The organism is Acidovorax sp. 22279 (genome assembly GCF_052045435.1).
Classification (GTDB): Bacteria; Pseudomonadota; Gammaproteobacteria; order Burkholderiales; family Burkholderiaceae_C; genus Acidovorax; species Acidovorax delafieldii.
On sequence record NZ_JBQEOV010000003.1, the window covers coordinates 161347 to 177061 of the forward strand.

The window sequence follows — 15715 nt, forward strand, 5'->3', positions numbered from 1 at the left end:
GGTGACATTTGTCACAAACGGCCCGCCGGTGTGAGCAGGTGTAGCCTGTTCACACGCGCTCCATATCCTCTCAGCGCTCGATGGTCTTGTTCCAGCGCGCGTTCCACGCAGGGCGGTTGGTGTTCACGCTGTCCCAGTCCAGCGTCACGGCGTTTTTCATCCACTGGCTGATCTGCGCGACCTGGGCGGCACCTTCACCCACGGCAGGCGCCTTGGGGTTGGTGGGAATCTGCGCGCCAAACTGCAGCACGTTGGCCTGTGCCAGCGGGCTCAGCAGAAACTCGGCCAGCTTTTGCGCCAGTTCGGGCTCGCTGTTCTTGGCGATCACGCATTGGCCGGTCATCAGCACTACCGAGCCCTCCTTGGGCTGTGCGTATTCCACCGGAATGCCCTTGGCCTTCAAGGCCGCCACACTGGTGGGTGTGAGCGGGAAGATCGCCGCTTCGCCCGTCTGCACCATCTCCGAAATCTTGGCCGAGCTGGGGATGTACTCCAGCACGTTGGGGCCAATGGTCTTGGCCCAGTTGTTGAAGCCAGGCTCCACGTTCTTGTCGTTGCCGCCCTGGATGCGGTTGAACATCAAAAAGCCGTGCAGCCCGAACGACGACGACGGCATGGACTGGAACACCACCTTGCCCTTGTACTTGGGGTCGGCAAAGTCCATCCACGACGTAGGCGCGGCCCAGCCCTTTTCGGCAAACATCTTGGTGTTGTAGGCGATGCCGGTCATGCCCAGGCTCACGCCGCTGGCCAGGTCGTCCTTGAAGCGCGCGGCGGGGTAGATGTCGTTCAGGTGCGGGTTGGGCTTTTGCTTTTCGCACAGGCCCATGCCCATGGCGCGCACCATGATGCCGTCGTCCAGAAACATCACGTGCATCTGTGGCTTGTCCTTGTTGGCCTGGGCCTTGGCCAGGATGTCCGAGGACGTGCCAGGCACCACCACCACCTTCACGCCATGCAGCTTCTCGAACGCCGGGAACACGTACTGCGTGTACGCCTTCTCCATCGTGCCGCCATTCATGCCGATGTACAGCGTTTTGGTCTGCGCGGTGGCGGTGCCTGTGGCGGCCACGGCGGTCAGTGCAGCGGCCGTCACAAGGGCGCGGCGGGTGCGGCTGGAAAAGCGGGGGGAGAAGGTCATGGTGGTTTCCTTTCTGGTGGGGAGGGGAGTTTTGTCGGTGGCAAACGGGGTCAGTGGGCAGCGGCAGTGCTGGCCACGTCAGCCACCGTCGTTGGGTGAAATCGCTCAATCGCAAAGGCATCAATCGGCGTGGTGCTGCGGCCATCGCGTGCCAGCTCTGCCAGCACCTCGCCCACGCCGGGGCCAATCTGAAAGCCCGCACCCGCAAAGCCAAAGCCATGGATCAGGCCGGGCGTGGTGTGGCTCTTGCCCAGCACCGGCTGGCGGTCAGGCAGATAGCCTTCGGTGCCGCTCCAGGTGCGAATGAAGTGCGCGTTCTTGAGGGCGGGCAGCAGCTCTACCGCCTGCACTGCCAGGGTCGCGATGGCGCTGCGCTCGGAGCGGGCGCGGTCGGCATCCAGCGCCACACCTGCGCCGCCGCCCAGCACCAGATTGCCGCGCGCCACCTGTCGGCAGTAGATGCCGCCGCCTTCCACACCCAGGCTCCAGTGCATGAAAAAGGGCAGGGGCTCGGTCACCGCCATGGCCGGATGGCCGGAGTGAATGGGCACGGCCTCGCCAAACTGCGCGGCCAGCGCACCGGCCCAGGCACCAGCGCAGTTGATGAGCACGGGCGCACGCACCGCCACGGTGGTGCCGGAGCGCACGGTAAACCGTTGCCCGTCGTGCTCCACCGAGGTCATCGGTGTGCGTTCCAGAATCTGCGCACCTGCACGCCGTGCAGCCAGTGCAAAGGCGGGCGACACCAGGCGCGGGTTGGCTTGGCCGTCATCGGGGCACAGCGAGCCACCCACGGCGCGCCCGCCCAGCCAGGGGCAGCGCTCGCGCAGCGTGGTGCCCGAGATGAGCTGGATGCCCAGGTCGAAGTCGCGGCTCAAGTGGGCATAGGCTTCCAGCGAAGCCATGTCCGCCTCGCTGCGCCCGATCTTGAAGTGCCCGCTGCGCTGGTATTCACCATCGGTGCCAATCAGCGCGGGCAGGTTGGCCCACACCTGGTGGGCGCGCTGCGCCAGGGGCAGTTGGCTCACAGGGCGGCCTTGGCGGCGCACGCCGCCATAGTTCACGCCGCTGGAGCGCGAGCCGCACAGGTCACGCTCCAGCAGCACCACCGCCACACCTTTGCGGCGCAGTGCCAGTGCGGCCGATGCACCCATGATGCCGCCGCCCACAATGGCAACGTCGGTGTCAATGGTTCGGGGTGTGGTCATTCGGCAGCCTCCGCCCGGGCTTGCAGGTGGATGGGGATGGGCTTGATGGGCGCTTGTCCGCGCAGCCGTCCTACCGTGTCAATCGGCTTGCCTGTGGCGTGGGCCAGGATTTCTGCAGCGGCCACACCGCACATGCGGCCCTGGCAGCGGCCCATGCCCACGCGGGTCAGGGCTTTAAGACGGTTCATCTCGTCTGCGCCCGCATCCCGCGCACAGGCGCGCAGCTCACCGGCTGTGATGTTCTCGCAGCGGCACACCACCAGCGCGTCGGGCGTGTGGGCCGCCCAGTTGGTGGGGAAGGGGAAGGCGCGCTCCAGCCCTTGGCGGAAGGGCATCAAGTCCGCGAGCTTGCATTCCAGCTCTGCAGCGCGTGCGGTATCCACTTTCACGCCATGGTCTGCCAGCAGCGCCAGCGCTGCGCGCTCGCCCGCCCATTCGGCCGCATCAGCGCCCATGATGCCCGCGCCATCGCCCGCCAGGTACACGCCGGCCACGCTGGTGCGCCCTGCGCTGTCGCGCTCGGGCAGGTGGGCGCGGTGCATCGGGGCCCAGGCAAAGCGGCAGCCCAGCAGGTCTGCCAGTTGGGTTTCGGACCGTAGGGCGTAGCCAAAGCCCACGGCATCGCACTGCACGGTGTGCTCGTTCTCGCCGTCTGTCCACACCACGGCATTGACCCGTGTTTCGCCCTCCACGCGAACAGGCCGCACGCCGGTGTGCACCGCCACGCCGTGCGCGCGCAGCCAGCCCACGTAGTACATCCCTTTGGCCAGCACGGCGGGCTGCGTCAGCATGCCGGGCAGGGCGGCCAGTTGGTCCGCAAATCGGGCGGTATCCAGCACCGCGGCGACCTTCACACCAGCCTTTGCCCCCGCCTTGGCATATTGGTACGCCACCAGATACAGCAGCGGTCCGGTGCCCATCAGCACCACGTGGCGGCCGATGGTGCAGCCCTGGAACTTCAGCGCCACTTGAGCGCCACCCAGCGTGTACACGCCGGGCAGCGCCCAGCCGGGCACGGGCAGCACGCGGTCGGTGGCGCCGCTGGCCACGATGATCTGGCCGTAGGGCACCGTGCGCGTGGTCTGTGTGGGGCTGTGCAGCACATCGAGCTGGCCGCCCTGGGCGTTCCACACCAGGCTATTGGGTTGGTAGTCGATGTGGGCGGCCAGGCCATCCAGCGTGCTGTGCAGCGCCGTGGCGCGTGATGCCTCGGTGCCGTATAGCGTCTGCGCGCTGCGAGCAAAGTGGGCAGGCGGGCGGCGGTAGATTTGCCCGCCGCCGCGCGCGGCCTCGTCAATTACCACCGGCCGCAAGCCATGCGCCGCCAGGGTTTGCGCGGCGCGAATGCCCGCAGGGCCTGCGCCCACAATCACGGGTTGCAAGGTGGAGGCGGTCATGCGGGCGCTCCGGTGGTCAGCTGCATGCCTGCCTGGATGAAGGTGGCGCAAGACCGCAGCCGCTCACCCGTGGCGGTCATCACCCAGCAGTCCTGGCAGGCACCCATCAGGCAAAAGCCTGCGCGCGGCTCGTGGCTGAACTCGTTGCGGCGCAACTGGGCGCGGTGCGTGAGGATGGCCGTGAGCACCGTGTCGCCTTCGAGCGCAGTGGCGGGTTCGCCATCGAGCACGAAGGGCACTGGTGTGCGGTCTTTTTCGGCCACGCGGTGGAGCAGAGGTTGGCTGTAACTCATGGTTGCGGTGCTCATTTATTTCCGGCCGACCAGAACGCGATCGAGTCCATACACTCGGTCGAGAATCACCATCGCGCAGGCCGTCAGGGCCACCATCAGTGCCGACACCGCAGCCATCAGCGGGTCAATCGACTCGGTGGCGTACATGTACATGCGCACCGGCAGCGTCACCGTGCTGGGCGAGGTGACAAAGATCGACATGGTCACTTCGTCAAAGCTGTTGATGAAGGCCAGCATCCACCCGCCCGTCACACCGGGCAGGATCATCGGCAGCGTGATGCGCATGAACACGGTGGCTTGGCTCGCCCCCAGCGACAGGGCCGCGTGCTCGGCACTGCGGTCAAACCCCACCAACGCCGCCACCACCAGCCGCAGCGTGTAGGGCGTGACGATGAGCGCATGCGCAAACACCAGCCAGCCAAAGCTGCCAGTGCCGCCCAGCAGTGCAAACAGGCGCAGCAGGGCCACGCCCAGTACCAGATGCGGAATGATCAGTGGCGACAGAAACAGACCGTTCAAAAAGCCGCGCCCCGCAAAGTCGTAGCGCGTGATGGCAATGCCTGCAGGCACCGCCAGCACCGTGGCCAGCGTGGCCGATGCCAGCGCCAGCCACAGGCTGTTCCAGAACGACTGCACAAAGTCCGGGTGTTCAAACACCGCCTTGAACCAGCGCAGCGAGAACTCGGTGGTGGGCAGTGTCAGCGTGTTGTGCGGCGTGAACGCCACGATGCACACCACCAGCAGCGGGGCGAGCATGAAAGTGATGACCAGCGCGTTGAATGCGAGGGCCAAAGGTCCGTTCTTCTGCATAGATTCAGCCCAGTGCTTTCTTGTAGCGGCCTTCAACCAAGCGGTTGTAGCTAAGCATGACCACCAGGTTGGCCACCAGCAACGTGAGCGCAATCGCCGCGCCCAAAGGCCAGTTCAGCTCGTGCAGGTATTCGTCGTACACCACCGTGGCCACCATCTTCAGCCGCCGCCCGCCCAGCAGGCCGGGGATGGCGAACGAACTGGCCGCCAGCCCAAACACGATCAGGCTTCCCGACAGGATGCCGGGCAGCACCTGCGGCAACACAATGCGCCGCAGCGTGGTGAAGGGTGTGGCCTGCAGCGACAGGGCGGCGTTCTCCACACCCGGGTCGAGCTTTTGCAGCGAGGTCCACACCGGGATCACCATGAACGGCAGCATCACATGCACCAGCGCAATCACCACGGCGATCTCGGTGTAAAGCATCTTCACGGGGCCAAATCCAAGTAGCCCGAACAGCCCATTTACCAGCCCCTCAGGCCCCAGCAGCATGCTCCAGCCAAAGGCCCGTACCACCACGGATACCAGCAGCGGTGCCAGCACCACCAGCAGCAAGATGGAGCGCCACGGGTTGCCCATGCGGCTCAGGATGTAGGCCTCGGGTGCGCCAATGGCCACGCAGATCAGCGTGACCAGCCCCGCAATCCAGAACGTGCGCCAGAAGATCGTGTGGTAATACGAATCGGTGAACACATGGGCGTAGTGCTCCAGCGTGAACTCGCCTGCCTTCACCCCTGTGGCCAGGTCGAACGCGTTGAACGACAGCACGGCCGTGAGTGCCAGCGGCACCAGCAGCAGTACCGTGAACAGCAGCAGCGCCGGGCCGGACAACCACCAGGGCACGGCCTTTTTGTGCAGCAAGGTGGTGGCCAGGCTCATGGCGCCACCTCGGCGGCGTCTTCGGCCTCCAGCTCGGCCATGGCGGTTTCATCGGCGGGCAGCAGGCGCATGCAGTGGTCGGGCCAGTCCACGCCCGTGCGCTCGCCCTCGGCCAGCGCAGCGCGGCCGTCGTTGGGCACCAGCACCATCAGGTCGCCCACGGGGGTGCCCACACGGTACAGCCACTGGCTGCCCAGGAAGAACCGCTCGCACACCTGACCATCCATCCGGCCCTGCACGGCGGGCACCAGTTGCACTTTTTCAGGCCGCACGCTCAGCAGCACGGCGGCGCCGGGGCGGTAGCGGGCACCGTCCACCGCCATCGTGAGGGCGCCCACCTTCACCTGCGTGTGTGTGCCGCTCGCATGGGCGACTTGGCCCGGTAGCAGGTTGGCCTTGCCCACAAAGGTGGAGATGAAGCGCGTGCGCGGGTGCTCGTACACGCGGTGCGGGTGGTCGATCTGCGTGGCGCGGCCGGCTTCCATCACCACCACACGGTCGCTGATGGACATGGCTTCGCTCTGGTCGTGCGTGACCATGATGGTGGTGGTGCCCACCTTGCGCTGGATTTGCCGCAGCTCAAACTGCATCTCCTCACGCAGCTTGGCGTCGAGGTTGGACAGGGGCTCGTCCAGCAGCAGCACGTGCGGCTCGATCACCAGCGCACGTGCCAGGGCCACCCGCTGGCGCTGGCCGCCCGACAGCTCGCGCGGGTAGCGCGTGGCATGCTGCTCCAGATGCACCAGCGCCAGGGCCTGGGCCACGCGCTCGGCGCGTTCGGCCTTGGGCACCTTGCGCATCTCCAGCCCAAAGCTCACGTTGGCCGCCACCGTCATGTGCGGGAACAGCGCATAGCTCTGGAACACGATGCCCAGCCCACGCGTGTTGGCCTTGGCGTGGGTGATGTCCTTGCCATCGAGCTCGATGCGCCCGCTGGTCACGGCCTCGAACCCCGCCACCATCTGCAGCGTGGTCGTCTTGCCGCAGCCCGACGGGCCCAGCAACGACACAAATTCACCCTTTTGCACCGTGAGGTTCATGGACTGCACCGCGCAGGTGCTGCCATAGAACTTGGTCACATCCGTGAGCTTGAGAAACGACATGGCGAAAGCCTTTCCGGTGGTGGCATCGCACGGTTTGCCTGGGGGGCTGTGCGTGTCACCTGCTGTGGAGTTGCATGGATGGGCTGCGGGCCTTCGGTGTGCTTGCACCGGGGTGGTGCAAGTGCCGCACAAAGGCTGGAACAGCCGCTCGATTCAATTGAATCTATTGCAATAAACAAACCAGAATGCTTCGGGTATTCCATTAATCAGAATTTTTATTGAATTTATTCCGTTCAATGAAATATGATGCCTCCAGTTTGATCAACGAATTCCACAGGAGCGAGGTATGGAAGCCGCATCCACCGCCACCGGCGGCGTACCCCGGGTGTTTGCCGTCATCCGGGCCCTGTCGGCCGTGCAGGCCGAGGGCGGGCGAGTCACCCAATTGGCGCGTGCCGTGGGCCTCACGCAAGGCACTACGCACCGTTTGCTGCAATCGCTGGTGGCAGAGGGCATGGTCGAGCAGGACGAGCGCAGCAAGCTCTACCGACTGAGCATGGACTTTTTCGCCCTGGCTGCCAAAGCGGGCAACCCCGGCGACCTGCGCAGCCTGTGCCGCCCTGCATTGCTGCGCCTGTGCGCCAGCCTGGGAGACAGCATCTTTCTGTTGGTGCGCAGCGGGTTCGATGCCGTGTGCCTGGACCGCAGCGAGGGGCCGTTCCCCATCCGCTCCTTCACCGGCGACATCGGCGGCCGCGTGGCCCTGGGCGTGGGGCAGGGTGCGCTGGCCATCCTGGCCTTCTTGCCCGAGGCCGAGCGCGAAGAGGTCATCCGCTTCAACCTCTCCCGCGTGCGCGAGTACGGCGTGTTTGACGAGGTCTATTTGCGCACCGAGATCGAGCGTGTGCGCCAGCTGGGCTACGCGGGCCGCAATACCGGCTTGCTCGAAGGCATGGCTGGTGTAGCCGTACCCATACTGGACCGCGAAGGTCGGGCCGTCGCTGCATTGAGCGTGGGCACTATCTCCGCGCGCTTGAACGATGACCGTCTGCCGACCGTCGTGGAGTTGCTCAAACGCGAGGCGGCCGCGATTGGGCCGAAGATCAATCCGTTTGATGCAACGCTGAGAAGGCCGGCACAGAGTTTGTCATCCGTGCGAGCCGAGGCGCAGGCCATTGCACCTGCGGAACCTGGGGCGTGATCTGTTGAGCGAGGTTCCGAGTTCCCGAAAGCAACGGCTTGCGGGTCAACTTGCGCTCAGAAACACCGACAGCGCTTGCGCCGCCTGTGCGTGTGCTTCGCTGTCAATCACTTGGTTGTGGGCCGTCACCACCCGTGTGAACGGCCAGCGCAACACATGCGCGGCACTGCGGGCCGCCGCAGTGCGGTCGCGCACCAATGCACGCACTGTAAGCGGCACAGCCATTTGGCGCCGTACCCCTGTCAACGTGGCATAGGCCTGTGTGAGCCAGGGCAGATCGCCCGCCATCCTCTGCAGGAGGTCCGTCACGATGAGCGTGGCAGACGGCCGGTGAAACCACACCGACTCATTGCCCGCCGGGATGCCCTCAAACGCAAAGTGCTCCAGCTCAGGCAGCCACTCGGGGAGGTCGCCTGCAGGCAGCGCATGCAGCGTAGCGGCCAAATCTGGCCGTTTTTGCGCAAGCCCTTGAGGGCCGTAGACCACCGCGCCCGGGAAGGCTGCGGCACAGGGCGCCAGAAAAAGGTGGTGCATCTTGTTCGGCGCCACGACAAAGGCCACGCTGCCGAGGCTTTGCAACTGGCGCAACAACGCGCTGCCGGGCTGCATTGGGATGGGAGAGTGGATGAAAAGCTTGCGCCCTGGCAGACGCACTACCGTCATGCGCGTGGTGATGGGAAGGCCGTTGGCCTTGAACGCGTGGGTGGCGTGCCAGAGATCGGTATCGAGGGGTTCAAGTTGCATGGCGCAGGATGGTGCCCTGTCCCTAGAGGCGGCGTCTTGAACGAATTCGACATGGTGCAGAGTTTTGTCGTGTGGTTGGACGCTTTGGAGAAAATCAATTCTTAAAGCAGATAGGGTCCACGCCCCTGTTTGTTCGAACGCTATAGTTCGCTGGGTTGAAATTCCCGGGTGCTATGGGATCTTTTCCCTCGCCATTCGCGCAACGCCCCACACCGGCAAACCCAGGTCGTCTGCCATCTCCAGGAGGTATCAATGTCCAGCGTTTTCAGAACGGCCCCTTCCGCCTCGGATGGTTCTGCGATGCAAGCGACGGAGAGGCAATGATTCGCAAAGGTCCGACGAAGAACGAACGCTCTGGTGTGGATCGCATGGGGCGCACGGAACTTCACTATGCGGCTCTGGAGGCCGACTTATTGAAGGTCAAGCAACTTCTGTTGGCCGATGCGGACCCCAATGCGTCCGATGTCAATGGTTTGACTCCACTGCATTTCGCTGCACAGTCCAACAGCTACGCCGTCAGTGAGGCCCTGATATTGGCGGGAGTGAGCGTGGACTCTGTTGATGCCAATGGAAACACACCGCTTTCAGATGCTGTTTTCCATTCAGATGGCAGCGGCGATTTGATCAAGTTGTTGCTTCGCTCCGGCGCTGACAGAAACAAAGAGAACAACTACGGTATCTCGCCTCTGGAGCTTGCTCAGTCCATTGGCAATTTTGACCTAGCGCAGTTTTTTCAGTAGCTTTCAGGCATCGTCAGGCACTCGGGTCAACCCGGGGCCGCGCATGCTCCCTGTGCAATTCCTCAAGCGCTTGAGCGCGGGTGCCCTTCTGTTTAAGCGGTGAGCGTTTCACCCCTGCCTCTGCCCTGCGCACTCTCCCACAACCCAGTTCCTGAAAGCCTTCACTAGCGGCGTTTGCGCCCGCGCCTCTGGGTACACGAGGTAGTACGCATCGGTGCTGGTCAGCACCTGGTCGGACAGCTCCACCAGGCTCCCTGCCGCCAGCTCCTGCTCGATCAAGAAGCGCGGCAGCAGCGCTGCCCCCAGGTGCGACACGGCAGCCTGCGCAATCATGGCGAAGTGTTCAGACTGGGGGCCGCGCAGGGCCAGGGCTGTGGGGGCGCCCACCAGCTCGAACCATTCGGCCCATTGGGTGGGGCGGGTGCTTTGCTGCAGCAGCACCACGCGCGTGAGGTCTTGCGGTGTGTGAATGTTGTGGCGGTCGCGGTAAGCGGGGCTGCACACGGGCACGGTTTCTTCGTGCATCAGGTATTCGCACACGGCGCCTGCCCAGTGCGGCGTGCCGAAGTGGATGGCAGCGTCAAACGGTGTGCCTGCAAAGTCAAACGGCTCGGTGCGGGCCGAGAAGTTGACCAGTGCCTCAGGGTGCAGCGCCATGAAGCCGCCCAGTCGCGGGATGAGCCAGCGGGTGCCCAGCGTGGGCAGCACAGCCAGGTTGAGCAGGCCGTCGGTGCTGGAGAACGCCATGGCCTTTTGTGTGCTGGCCGACAGCTGTTGCAGCACGTTTTGCACGTCGGCCGCGTAGACGCGGCCCGCGTCGGTCAGCACCACACGCTGGCGCACACGGTGGAAGAGGGCTGTGCCGATCTGCTCCTCCAACTGGCGGATCTGGCGCGACACGGCGCTTTGCGTGAGGTGCAGTTCCTCGGCCGCGCGCGACACGCTCTGGTGGCGCGCTGCCGCCTCAAAGGCCAGCAGGTCGGCGGTGGAAGGCAGGAAGGCGCGGCGCAGCAGGGTCATGGCGGCAAATGGGATCAATCATGCGCAGAGGGAATGAGCGGCTCTGTCAGGTTGTGCATGGTTTTGGGCTGTGGCGCTAGTGCATCAAGCGCTAGTAGCTCTGCAATTTTCAGGCACTTCATGCTGATTTGTGATCAAGTAGTTCCATTTTTTTGCTATCCAGCACGGCGCGATTGGCGGATATTGGCGCATTGATCGCGCGTTTTCTCCCACGCTGCTTCCTTCTATTCGCCTCCACTCACCTTTGCGAGCCGCCATGTCTGCCACCCCTGCCGCCACCCCCCTTGTGTCCGAAGTCGATCAACTGCTGCAACGCCTGGGCGTGCCCCGCGCCGCCTACACCGGCGGCACGCTGGCTGCGCGTTCGCCCATCACGGGCGAGGTGCTGGCCCAGGTGCCACAGCAAAGCCCGGCCGATGCCACGGCTGCCATCGGCCGCGCGCATGCGGCCTTTTTGGCGTGGCGCAATGTGCCCGCACCGCGCCGGGGCGAGCTGGTGCGCCTGCTGGGCGAAGAGTTGCGTGCCGCCAAGGCGGACCTCGGCCTGCTGGTGACCATCGAGGCGGGCAAGATCCCGTCCGAAGGCCAGGGCGAGGTGCAGGAGATGATCGACATCTGCGACTTTGCCGTGGGCCTGTCGCGCCAGCTGTACGGCCTGACGATTGCCACCGAGCGCCCCGGCCACCGCATGATGGAAACCTGGCACCCACTGGGCGTGTGCGGAGTGATCTCGGCCTTTAACTTCCCGGTGGCCGTGTGGTCGTGGAACGCCGCGCTGGCGCTGGTGTGTGGTGATTCAGTGGTGTGGAAACCTTCGGAAAAGACCCCGCTCACGTCCCTGGCCACGCACGCGATTGCCCAGCGCGCCATTGCGCGTTTTGGCAGCGACGCACCCGAGGGCCTGCTGGAGCTGATCGTGGGCCAGCGCGACCTTGGCGAGGTGCTGGTGGATGACGCCCGCGTGCCCGTGCTATCGGCCACGGGGTCCACCGCCATGGGCCGCGCCGTGGGCCCGCGCCTGGCAGCGCGGTTTGCGCGCGGCATTCTGGAGCTGGGCGGCAACAACGCAGCCATCGTGGCGCCCACGGCCGATTTGAACCTGGCCCTGCGCGGCATTGCGTTCGCCGCCATGGGCACGGCGGGCCAGCGCTGCACCACGCTGCGCCGCCTGTTTGTGCACGAGAGCATTTACGACCAATTGGTGCCCCAGCTCGCCAAGGTGTACGCCAACGTGCAGGTGGGCGACCCGCGCACGCCCGGCACGCTGGTGGGCCCGCTGATCGACCGCCCTGCGTTTGACGGCATGCAAAAGGCGCTGGAGCAAAGCCGTGCGCTGGGTGCCACGGTGCACGGTGGTGGCCGCGTGGAAGGCATCGGCGGTGCCGATGCGTACTACGTGCGCCCCGCACTGGTGGAGCTGCAAAAACACGAAGGCCCCGCGCTGCACGAAACCTTTGCGCCCGTCCTGTACGTGGTGCGCTACAGCACCATTGACGAAGCCATTGCCATGAACAACGCCGTGGGCGCGGGCCTGTCGTCGTCCATCTTCACGCTCAATGTGCGCGAGGCCGAGTTGTTCATGTCTGCCGCAGGCTCGGACTGCGGCATTGCCAACGTGAACATTGGCCCCAGCGGCGCCGAAATTGGCGGCGCGTTTGGCGGTGAGAAGGAAACCGGCGGAGGCCGCGAAGCGGGATCGGACAGCTGGAAGGCCTACATGCGCCGCGCGACCAACACCATCAACTACTCCACCGCGCTGCCTCTGGCACAAGGCGTGACGTTTGACGTGTAACCCACGCGCTGGTTGCCCCGTTCATGTTGATTGCTAAGGACTCACACCCCATCGTCATCATCGGCGGTGGTGTCATCGGCAGTGCGATTGCGTACTTCCTCACGCTGCAGCAACCGGGCTGCGAGGTGGTGGTGGTCGAGCGCGACGCGACCTATGCGCGGGCGTCGTCGGCGCTGTCGGCCAGTTCCATCCGCCAGCAGTTCTCGACGGACATCAACATCCAGATCTCGGCGTTTGGCATCGACTTTCTGCGCAACGTGGGCCAACTGTTGGCGTGCCATGGTGATGTGCCTGACATCGGTCTGCACGAAGGCGGCTATCTGTACCTGGCCACCCAGCCGGGCGAGGCCACGCTGCGCGAGAACCATGCGTTGCAAAAGCAGCACGGCGCCGATGTGGCGCTGCTGAGCCCGCAGCAACTGGCAGAGCGCTTTCCTTGGCTGGCGCTGCAGGATGTGGCGCTGGGCTCGCTGGGCCTGTCGGGCGAGGGCTGGTTTGATGGTTACCTGCTGCTGACGGCCCTGCGCAAAAAGGCGCAAAGCCAGGGCGTGCGCTACATGGCCGATGAGGCCGTGGGGCTGGATACGGCGGCCAGCGATGGCGTGTTGCACGTGAACGCGGTGCGCCTGCAAAGCGGCACCGTGCTGCCCTGCCGTTATGCCGTGAACGCCGGTGGCCCCTGGGCAGCTGCCATTGCAGGCTGGGCGGGCATTGATCTGCCGGTGGTGGGCAAGCGCCGCACGGTGTTCAACCTCGCCAGCCCTGCGGCGCTGCCGGGTTGCCCCCTGCTCATCGACACCAGTGGCATCTGGCTGCGGCCCGAGGGCCAAGGCTTTATCTGCGGCTTTGCGCCTGATGCGGACAACGACGCTGACTTTGCCCCGCTGGAGCCCGAGTTCGCGGCGTTCGAGGACCATATCTGGCCCACGTTGGCAGAGCGCATCCCCGGCTTTGAGGCACTGCGCATGCAGGGTGCCTGGGCGGGCTATTACGAGATGAACACGTTTGACCACAACGCCATCGTGGGCCTGCACCCGGCGTGCGACAACCTGGTGTTTGCCAACGGCTTTTCGGGTCACGGGCTGCAGCAGTGCCCTGCCGTGGGCCGAGGCGTGGCCGAGCTGTTGCTTACGGGCAGCTACCAAAGCCTGGACCTGTCGCCGCTGTCCATCGAGCGCATTGCACGCAACGCACCACTGCTCGAAAAGAACGTGATCTGAGCACCATCGGTACCGCCAGTTTTCCCTCACCCCTTTCTCAACCTGCCAACCACAAAACATACGGAGACAACGACATGGCAATTTCCCGCAAGACCTTCACAGCGCTCGCTGCAGGCCTGACCCTGGCCTGCATGGCCACGGCCCCCGCGCTGGCGCAGACGGTCACCCAGCCCACGCTGGAGAAGATCAAGGCATCGGGTAAGGCCGTGCTGGGCGTGCGCGAGACCTCGCCACCCATGGCCTATGCGCTGGGCGCGAATGAAAAATACGTGGGCTACCACGTCGAACTGTGCGAGCGCGTGCTGAAAGAAATCGCACCCGACGCCAAGCTCGAATACATGGCGGTGACGGCGCAGAACACGCTGCCCCTGGTGCAGAACGGCACGCTGGACATCGGCTGCGGCCCCACCACCAACAACACCGCGCGCCAGCAGCAGGTGGCGTTTGCGGTGACCACCTATGTGAGCGAAGTGCGCATGGCAGTGCGCAAGGATTCGGACCTGAAGTCCATCAGCCAGCTCGCAGGCCGCACCATTGCGGCATCCACTGGCACCACCGCCGTGCAATTGCTGCGCAAGCAAGAGCGCGCGCTGGGTGGCGCGCCCATCAAGACCGTGCTGGGCAAGGACCACCATGAGAGCTTCTTGCTGCTCGAAACCGGCCGCGCCGACGCTTTTGTGCTCGATGACAACCTGCTGGCCGGGATGATTGCCAACTCCAAGGACCCCTCGGCCTACCGCATCGTGGGCGAGCCGCTGGGTGCCGAGCCCATTGCACTGCTGTTCCGCAAGGACGACCCCACCTTCAAGGCTGCGGTGGATGGTGTGTTAACCAAGCTGATGCAAAGCGGCGAGATGGAAAAGATCTACACCAAGTGGTTTGTAAACCCCATCCCGCCCAAGAACATGAGCCTGAACCTGCCGCTGGGTACCACGCTGCGCCAGCTGTTCACCACCCCCAACGACAAGCCCCTGGAGACTTACCAGCAATGAATGCTGCCATCCCCGCCACGGCCTTCCGCGCGGCCGACCGCCTCGGCGCCATCGGCGTCTCGGAAATCGTGCGCCTGACGCAAGAGGCCAACCAGCTCAAGCGCCAGGGCCAGCCCGTGATCGTGCTGGGCCTGGGCGAGCCCGACTTCGATACGCCGGCCCACATCCTGGAGGCCGCGCAGCAGGCCATGGCGCGGGGGGAGACGCACTACACGGTGCTGGACGGCACGGCCGAACTCAAGGCCGCCATCCAGCACAAGTTCAAGCACGACAACGGGCTGGACTTTCAGCTCAACGAGATCACCGCAGGCGCGGGTGCCAAGCAGATCCTCTACAACGCGCTGATGGCCTCGGTGAACCCTGGCGACGAGGTGATCCTGCCCGCGCCGTACTGGACCTCGTATGCCGACATGGTGCTGATTGCAGGCGGTGTACCCGTGGTCGTGCCCTGCACCGAGGCCAACGGGTTTCGCATCACGCCCGAGCAGCTGGAGGCCGCCATCACGCCGCGTACGCGCTGGGTGTTCATCAACTCGCCCTCCAACCCCAGCGGGGCCGCCTACAGTGCCGAGCAGCTGCTGCCCGTGCTGGAAGTGGTGGAGCGCCACCCGCAGGTGTGGCTGCTGGCGGACGACATCTACGAACACATCCTGTACGACGGCCGCGCTTTTGCCACGCCCGCCGCTGTGCTGCCCTCGCTGCGCGATCGCACGCTGACGGTGAACGGCGTCTCCAAGTCGTATGCCATGACGGGCTGGCGCCTGGGCTACGGCGCAGGCCCCAAGGCGCTGATTGCCGCCATGGCGGTGGTGCAGAGCCAGGCCACGTCGTGTCCCTCGTCCATCAGCCAGGCGGCGGCCGTGGCGGCGCTGACGGGGCCGCAAGACGTGGTGCGGGAGCGCTGCCAAGCTTTCCAAGACCGGCGTGACCTGGTGGTGGCGTCGCTCAATGCCTCGCCGGGCTTGCGCTGCCGCGTGCCGGAGGGCGCGTTCTATACCTTTGCCAGCTGCGAAGGTGTGCTGGGCCGCACCACGTCGGGCGGCATGCTGCTGCGCACCGATGCCGACTTCTGCGCCTACCTGCTGCGCGAGCACCATGTGGCCGTGGTGCCCGGCGGGGTGCTGGGGCTGGCGCCATACTTCCGCATCTCTTACGCAGCCTCTACCGCTGATTTGCAAGAAGCCTGCGCACGCATCCAGCGCGCCTGCCAGGCCCTGTTCTGACTTTCTGATCCGAT

The 15715-nt window shown here is 65.1% G+C and carries 15 protein-coding genes; 6 read left to right on the forward strand and 9 right to left on the reverse strand.

The features are described from left to right. Positions 1 to 70: 70 nt before the first annotated feature. The 7 genes from ACTJKQ_RS05210 to ACTJKQ_RS05240 are packed head-to-tail and all read right to left on the reverse strand — an operon-like array spanning position 71 to position 6829. Positions 71 to 1141, reverse strand: a complete 1071-nt coding sequence (locus tag ACTJKQ_RS05210) for an ABC transporter substrate-binding protein (protein ID WP_440596231.1) — start codon at positions 1139 to 1141, stop codon at positions 71 to 73. A gap of 50 nt (positions 1142 to 1191) precedes the next feature. Beyond that, a complete protein-coding gene (locus ACTJKQ_RS05215; RefSeq protein ID WP_440596232.1) occupies positions 1192 to 2349 on the reverse strand; it encodes an NAD(P)/FAD-dependent oxidoreductase in 1158 nt (385 codons plus the stop codon). Beyond that, a complete protein-coding gene (locus tag ACTJKQ_RS05220; protein ID WP_440596233.1) occupies positions 2346 to 3746 on the reverse strand; it encodes an FAD-dependent oxidoreductase in 1401 nt (466 codons plus the stop codon). Before ACTJKQ_RS05220 ends, ACTJKQ_RS05215 begins: the two co-directional genes overlap by 4 nt. Continuing rightward, the gene (locus tag ACTJKQ_RS05225) at positions 3743 to 4039 is read right to left on the reverse strand and encodes a (2Fe-2S)-binding protein (RefSeq protein WP_440596234.1); all 297 of its coding nucleotides are present in this window, start codon (positions 4037 to 4039) and stop codon (positions 3743 to 3745) included. The genes ACTJKQ_RS05220 and ACTJKQ_RS05225 overlap by 4 nt, the downstream gene beginning before the upstream one ends. Positions 4040 to 4054: 15 nt before the next feature. Continuing rightward, positions 4055 to 4849, reverse strand: a complete 795-nt coding sequence (locus ACTJKQ_RS05230) for an ABC transporter permease (RefSeq protein ID WP_440596235.1) — start codon at positions 4847 to 4849, stop codon at positions 4055 to 4057. A 4-nt stretch (positions 4850 to 4853) separates the two neighbouring features. Then, positions 4854 to 5726 (reverse strand): ABC transporter permease, encoded by an 873-nt coding sequence (locus ACTJKQ_RS05235; protein ID WP_440596236.1) that lies wholly within the window; start codon positions 5724 to 5726, stop codon positions 4854 to 4856. Beyond that, positions 5723 to 6829, reverse strand: coding sequence for an ABC transporter ATP-binding protein (locus ACTJKQ_RS05240; protein ID WP_440596237.1), 1107 nt, complete (start codon positions 6827 to 6829; stop codon positions 5723 to 5725). Before ACTJKQ_RS05240 ends, ACTJKQ_RS05235 begins: the two co-directional genes overlap by 4 nt. A 286-nt stretch (positions 6830 to 7115) precedes the next feature. On the opposite strand from ACTJKQ_RS05240, the gene ACTJKQ_RS05245 reads away from it, so the two are divergent. Beyond that, on the forward strand, positions 7116 to 7970 hold the full coding sequence (locus ACTJKQ_RS05245) for an IclR family transcriptional regulator (protein ID WP_121943455.1): 855 nt from the start codon (positions 7116 to 7118) through the stop codon (positions 7968 to 7970). Between the two features lie 45 nt (positions 7971 to 8015). On the opposite strand, the gene ACTJKQ_RS05250 is transcribed toward ACTJKQ_RS05245, so the two are convergent. Then, positions 8016 to 8714 carry a DUF4336 domain-containing protein gene (locus ACTJKQ_RS05250; protein WP_440596238.1) on the reverse strand — a complete coding sequence of 233 codons (699 nt, stop codon included), beginning with the start codon at positions 8712 to 8714 and terminating at the stop codon, positions 8016 to 8018. 173 nt (positions 8715 to 8887) lie between these two features. Here ACTJKQ_RS05250 and ACTJKQ_RS05255 point away from each other — a divergent pair, with 173 nt between their 5' ends. Then, positions 8888 to 9454, forward strand: a complete 567-nt coding sequence (locus ACTJKQ_RS05255) for an ankyrin repeat domain-containing protein (protein WP_440596239.1) — start codon at positions 8888 to 8890, stop codon at positions 9452 to 9454. Positions 9455 to 9562: 108 nt separating this feature from the next. On the opposite strand, the gene ACTJKQ_RS05260 is transcribed toward ACTJKQ_RS05255, so the two are convergent. Next, positions 9563 to 10474 carry a LysR family transcriptional regulator gene (locus ACTJKQ_RS05260; protein WP_440596240.1) on the reverse strand — a complete coding sequence of 304 codons (912 nt, stop codon included), beginning with the start codon at positions 10472 to 10474 and terminating at the stop codon, positions 9563 to 9565. A 256-nt stretch (positions 10475 to 10730) separates the two neighbouring features. Between ACTJKQ_RS05260 and amaB the strand changes: the two genes are divergently transcribed. The 4 genes from amaB (at position 10731) to ACTJKQ_RS05280 (ending at position 15701) form a co-directional block, all read left to right on the forward strand. Then, on the forward strand, positions 10731 to 12266 hold the full coding sequence (gene amaB / locus ACTJKQ_RS05265) for an L-piperidine-6-carboxylate dehydrogenase (protein ID WP_440596241.1): 1536 nt from the start codon (positions 10731 to 10733) through the stop codon (positions 12264 to 12266). A 23-nt stretch (positions 12267 to 12289) separates the two neighbouring features. Further along, positions 12290 to 13486 (forward strand): NAD(P)/FAD-dependent oxidoreductase, encoded by a 1197-nt coding sequence (locus ACTJKQ_RS05270; protein WP_440596242.1) that lies wholly within the window; start codon positions 12290 to 12292, stop codon positions 13484 to 13486. Between the two features lie 74 nt (positions 13487 to 13560). Next, positions 13561 to 14478 (forward strand): amino acid ABC transporter substrate-binding protein, encoded by a 918-nt coding sequence (locus tag ACTJKQ_RS05275; RefSeq protein ID WP_440596243.1) that lies wholly within the window; start codon positions 13561 to 13563, stop codon positions 14476 to 14478. After that, positions 14475 to 15701, forward strand: coding sequence for a pyridoxal phosphate-dependent aminotransferase (locus ACTJKQ_RS05280; RefSeq protein WP_440596244.1), 1227 nt, complete (start codon positions 14475 to 14477; stop codon positions 15699 to 15701). The genes ACTJKQ_RS05275 and ACTJKQ_RS05280 overlap by 4 nt, the downstream gene beginning before the upstream one ends. Positions 15702 to 15715: the final 14 nt, after the last annotated feature.